Source organism: Pseudogracilibacillus amylolyticus (SeqCode) (assembly GCF_051918545.1).
GTDB lineage: Bacteria > Bacillota > Bacilli > Bacillales > Amphibacillaceae > Pseudogracilibacillus.
Genome location: NZ_JBPPZG010000034.1, coordinates 21,337 through 26,347, shown reverse-complemented (window position 1 = coordinate 26,347; position 5,011 = coordinate 21,337). Strand labels below are relative to the sequence as shown.

The 5,011-nt window shown below is 33.5% G+C and carries 5 protein-coding genes and 2 pseudogenes; 5 read left to right on the top strand and 2 right to left on the bottom strand.

Annotation, left to right across the window (positions count from 1 at the left end):
* Window positions 1-478 precede the first annotated feature (478 nt).
* Together ACPYKA_RS06010 and ACPYKA_RS06005 are read left to right on the top strand one after the other, a co-directional pair.
* Window positions 479-709 (top strand): helix-turn-helix transcriptional regulator, encoded by a 231-nt coding sequence (locus tag ACPYKA_RS06010; RefSeq protein WP_033826647.1) that lies wholly within the window; start codon window positions 479-481, stop codon window positions 707-709.
* Window positions 699-1,097: a hypothetical protein gene (locus ACPYKA_RS06005; RefSeq protein WP_033826648.1), complete on the top strand. Its 399-nt coding sequence runs from the start codon at window positions 699-701 to the stop codon at window positions 1,095-1,097. The genes ACPYKA_RS06010 and ACPYKA_RS06005 overlap by 11 nt, the downstream gene beginning before the upstream one ends.
* Before the next feature lie 60 nt (window positions 1,098-1,157).
* Here ACPYKA_RS06005 and ACPYKA_RS06000 read toward each other — a convergent pair whose 3' ends face one another.
* Window positions 1,158-1,325, bottom strand: coding sequence for a hypothetical protein (locus tag ACPYKA_RS06000; protein ID WP_154665481.1), 168 nt, complete (start codon window positions 1,323-1,325; stop codon window positions 1,158-1,160).
* 414 nt (window positions 1,326-1,739) lie between these two features.
* Between ACPYKA_RS06000 and ACPYKA_RS05995 the strand changes: the two are divergent.
* From ACPYKA_RS05995 to ACPYKA_RS05985, 3 genes and pseudogenes are all read left to right on the top strand, one after another.
* Window positions 1,740-2,511: pseudogene (locus ACPYKA_RS05995) on the top strand (MerR family transcriptional regulator).
* Window positions 2,495-3,391 carry a DUF2268 domain-containing putative Zn-dependent protease gene (locus tag ACPYKA_RS05990; protein WP_033826649.1) on the top strand — a complete coding sequence of 299 codons (897 nt, stop codon included), beginning with the start codon at window positions 2,495-2,497 and terminating at the stop codon, window positions 3,389-3,391. Before ACPYKA_RS05995 ends, ACPYKA_RS05990 begins: the two are co-directional and overlap by 17 nt.
* Before the next feature lie 85 nt (window positions 3,392-3,476).
* Entirely contained in the window at window positions 3,477-3,797 is a 321-nt protein-coding gene (locus tag ACPYKA_RS05985) for a transposase family protein (RefSeq protein ID WP_479541457.1), read from the top strand.
* A gap of 265 nt (window positions 3,798-4,062) precedes the next feature.
* Here ACPYKA_RS05985 and ACPYKA_RS05980 read toward each other — a convergent pair.
* Window positions 4,063-4,938, bottom strand: a pseudogene (locus tag ACPYKA_RS05980) (MFS transporter); the annotation flags it as partial.
* Window positions 4,939-5,011: the final 73 nt, after the last annotated feature.

Below are 5,011 nucleotides of genomic sequence, written 5' to 3'. Positions count from 1 at the left end.
AACCGTAGGAATATTGCACAGTTGTGTGACATTGTACTTTACCAGCAACTTTATGTCTAATCTCATTGGAATCAATCTCATTGTCCCTATTCTAACGGCTATAGTCTTTTTTGTTATCATCTATGCAGTCTATTATGTATTAACTGTTAATACGTACAATCGCATTGTAAACAAATAAGAGCGAAACATCTCTCGAATGTTCGGGAGGTGTTTTGTTATATATCCTTTGTTAGGAAATTCGTTATTACTCCGGAATCTGACCCGATTGTTAAAGTATCACGCTATAGTTTAAAAAGAAAAGAGACGCTTATTAAACAACATCCTAGCTGTATTAATGTTTCAAAATTTCTCCTCTGATCAAGGTTTCATTTATCTTACAATCACTATATGTATAAGATGTTTGACATTTTGTTTGCTGCATAATATAATTAAAAATGTAAAATATGTTTGACAAATAGGAGGGAGGAACGGGCATCTAATGTTAAATCGTATCAGGGAATTACGTAAAACACAGAAAATGTCACAAGAACTTCTTGCTAATAAATGTGATGTGTCCAGACAAACAATAAATGCTATTGAAAATAATAAGTATGATCCAAGTCTTGTTCTTGCATTTAAAATCGCAGCTATCCTAGATATAACAGTGGATGAGCTGTTTCAATTTCAGTTGGCAGAAAGCAAAAGCGAGGAGGATTCTAATGAGAAATAAAAAACTAAAAGTATTAACTGGCATTGTTTTAAGTGTTATCACCCTTTTATTTTTAGGGTTATATATTATAGATTTTTTAAATGATAGTGAAAATCCAGCACCTGATATTCTGCTATGGATTGTTGTTATTTTAACATTCTTTTATTCAGCAACATGGGGCGATGATTCAAAAGCTGAAGAAGATGAAATGGGCCAACAAATTAAGAATATAAGTGGAAAGATAAGTTACTATATTCTAATAGCTTTTCTATTTGTTCTTTGGTTTGTATACAGTCAAATAAATGAATCTGATTTAGGCAGTATCTTTTTGCTTTCTGCATTTTGTATTGGAGTTATCATATTTCCAATCGTTCAATTTATGGTTGCCAGAAGATTTATGAAAGACTAATCTTCTTTTCAAAAAGAAAATTATTTTAGAATGGTCCAAATACTTTTTAAAATCACTCGTTCAATTTGTTTTTCCCGAATGGACGATTGGTACCGTTGGTAGAGGTGAATAGGTGACAATTAATTTTTGTTCCAAGTCATTTTCCTTTATGTATCGCTCTTTGTAGTACGTTCTTGTATTATTTTCTAGATGGTGAATATCATCCAAATTAACTTTTTGATTACTCACGTTAGGGAAATTGCTTTGCAAAGCACCGTATTAAAAGCCTTAGAGACCTTGTTTTATCAAGGATTCGAGGCTTTTTTACTTTTCTTGATTTTTTAGGCTAAAGCATGAAAATGAACGTATTTGGGGCTAAATTGGGGCTGATTAATATTAATCAGTATAGGCGTATGTAAGGGAATGGGTATATTTCAAAAAAATGGGTATTCGGATTTTGTGGTGGAAAAGGGCTTATAAGTCTCCCTTTTCCAATTTCTTAATAAGTGTGGAAAAATCGACACCATAGTTTCCTGTTATCACGTGGTCTGTTACTTCATCCCAATATTTCAATACAAAATCCCTTTTCATAAAGTATCTTCATTCTATTGACTTTAACGTAACGTAATACTTTATAGTAGTAATTGAAGGAGGCGCAAAGTGATGGATATGAAGGTAAAAGAAGTGGCAGAATTGGTTGGTGTTAGTATTCGTACACTTCATCATTATGATCAGATTGGATTGTTGTCCCCAAAAGAAATCACTGATTCTGGTTATCGGCTCTATTCAGAAGAAAACCTTGAAACATTACAACAAATTTTATTTTTCAAAGAACTTGGATTCACCTTAAAGGAAATTAAAAAGATTATTAACAGCCCCTCATTTAACCGACAAGAAGCATTGATTTTACAACGAAAAATGTTGATTGAGAAACGAAATAAAGTCGATAAAATGATTGAAACCATTGATAAGACGATTAAACATATGGCGGGAGAAATACAAATGACGAATGAAGAGAGGTTTGAGGGAATTAATGTTGAATTCAACCAATTTGAAGAAGAAGCTCGCCTTCGTTGGGGAAATAAATCTATCGATGAGATATACACAAAACTAAAGGATTGTCCAAGATGAACAAAATGATTTACCTTATAGATGGGATATGATCTTCAATAAACTTGCATGGCTTCGTGATCAATGCCCCAAATCCTAAAAGGTACAACCAACAATTAAAGAATGGTATGACTTTTTAAATAAAAACTTTAGTAACTACTCCCTTGATACCTTTTATGGATTAGGTCAACTCTATATTAATGATGAACGTTTCACAAAAAATATAGATCAGTATGGTGAGGGTTTAGCAAAACTCATGATTGAGGCGATGAAGGTCTTTACGAATAATCAAATAAGAGGTGGTAGCAATGAAAATAATAATTGAGGATACCATTGAACAATACGAAAAATTATTTTCAATGGAAGAAGATAAAGAAAATTTTTATCGGTACTCAATGATGAAGCCCTTTGAAAAGATGTGGAATATGATTAATGTTCCATTAAAGGCTAAGCAACCTAATGGGTATGATGTAATAATGGCTACAAATATGCTTGGTTATCTTAATGTATCAGATACTCAAATTGGAAGACAAGCATTAGAAAGTTTAAAAGAAATTCAGGCTCTTCAAACAGCACATAGCACTTTAAATCATTGTATTAATTTTATTGAAAAAAATAATATAAATATTAATGCTGATGAATTGAGATTTGGTATGTATATAGCTGACCCGAAGAAGCTCGAATTACAAAAAGGTTATTGTGGTTTTGGAGGAATTCCAGGGTTTATTCAAGTATCTATTTACCCAAACTCCTATAATATTCCAAGGATTCCTGCTGTAATTGCACATGAATTCCATCATAATATCCGTTTTTCATATTTTGATTGGGATCATGGAGACGTTACCGTTGGTGATTACTTAATTATAGAGGGTTTAGCTGAGTCATTTGCAAAAGAACTTTATGGAGAAGATCTTTTAGGACCTTGGGTTACATCTTTTGATAAAGAGGACTTGGAGTATTCAAAAGAAGTTATAAAGGATGCTTTAGATATTAAAGGGTTTGCTGAGGTCAGCAGTTATATGTTTGGTGATACCATTGCAAAAGAACAAGGCTATCAACCTGTTGGCTTATCACCATTTGCTGGTTATGCAGTAGGCTACCAAGCAGTACAATCTTTCATGGAAACCAATAATGTGGGGATAGTAGAAGCTACCTTACTTGGCACAGATGAAATACTAAGCAATTGTGGACTGTTTTCTAAATAACCTGTTTGTACTAATGAAGGCATTACTGCGATAGCTAAGTAATGCCTTTCTTATTTAAGTGCAATTCATATGATTTTCTTATTAAATGCTCAATAAAACAAAGGAAAATGGAATAATGACAATTAATATGCTCAATCTACCAAGTTTTAAGATTCTTGATATGAAGGAGAGTGAATATGATTATAGGTTCTTAGTTGAAACTACATTGCCATCTCCTTCTTATTGCCCAAAATGTGGTACAGTTGCTAATCTATATAAGCATGGTAAAAAGGAACAATTATTCTTTGATTTGCCGATGCATGCTAAACGAGTTGGCATCTTCGTTAAAAATGTAATGGGTATGGGGATACATTCTTTGAATGTATCCCAGATATTGATGAAGGGCGTTCTGTTACCAATAGGCTAATTTAATTGGGTTCAAGGAGCAAGCAACCAGAATTTTATATTTAATAACTAATTGAGGACAAAAAAGATGTTGTATATAGCATAAAAAGGAATTCAAATGCCTATGTGGTGTTTAAACAGAATAAACTCCCCACGAAGCGATAAATGACGTATAAATATCATATGGTACTTGCTACCTCTATCTATTCTATTACTCATTCCAGTACAGGGGAGACCAATCGATTAGTAGAATCCACTGAAGGAGAAAGATCGTTCGGTTATGTCAGTTAGTAATCTTTACCTTCCGCCGTCAATGAAGGCTTATTTATGTGAATTCCCATTAAATCTCCTGTAAGCATTGCTAACTTCGGTAATCTTCTTAAGCGTGAATGTAAAAGCCAAACGATAGAAACAAATAGAAATCCTAACCCTGCAAAAGAAAATGTTAGAGTACTACTGGTTACACTAGCAACATAACCACCAACTATGGAACCAATTGGCATAGCAATCGCACTCATACTACCAGATACTGTATTTATACGCCCCAAGAGTTCGTGTGGAACTACGGTTTGTAACGTTGTTGCAAAAATGACATTTGTACCACCAATGGGAATCCATGCAAGAGCAAAACATACTATAGCGATAGATGTAATCGGAAATATTGCTGCAAGGATCCACAATAGTGCACTAAAACAAAAGGATATTGTTACAAAAATACCTAACCGAAATCTTCCCATCCACGATCCGCATAATGCACCAACTAATCCACCAACAGACATAGCTGCCAAATAAAAACCGTAAAACATCGGACCTCCCCGTACATCTGCAAGGGATGGCAAAATTGCCATAGCAGCCCCGATACAAAAATTTGCAACAATCGAACCAATTAAAAATACAGCAATTAATGAACGATAAACAACACGAAATCCTTCCTTTAAGTCAGTAATATATTGCAAAATCTTCTGTTTTCCAGTTCTGCTATCTTTTTGTTCAACCTTTCTAGGCAATTGTATCAAACTAAACAATATTGCTGCCATCGCAAAAATAATGGAATCGGCTAGATATAACAAAACTACTCCAAAAAAAGTGACAAGAATACCTGAAATAGCATTAAACACTAGATCAATTCCCTGATAGGCAAAAGCAAAATAAGAATTACCTTTAATTAGGGTCTACTGAACATCTGATTTTTAGAAACAACAACTTTTTAACTGTTGGATGGGAAATTATTTTCTT

Bases quoted from the DNA above. Each gene is read 5' to 3' on its own strand.
- ACPYKA_RS06010 (WP_033826647.1), top strand. From the start codon at position 479: ATGTTAAATCGTATCAGGGAATTACGTAAAACACAGAAAATGTCACAA.
- ACPYKA_RS06005 (WP_033826648.1), top strand. From the start codon at position 699: ATGAGAAATAAAAAACTAAAAGTATTAACTGGCATTGTTTTAAGTGTT.
- ACPYKA_RS05990 (WP_033826649.1), top strand. From the start codon at position 2,495: ATGAAAATAATAATTGAGGATACCATTGAACAATACGAAAAATTATTT.
- ACPYKA_RS05985 (WP_479541457.1), top strand. From the start codon at position 3,477: ATGCTCAATAAAACAAAGGAAAATGGAATAATGACAATTAATATGCTC.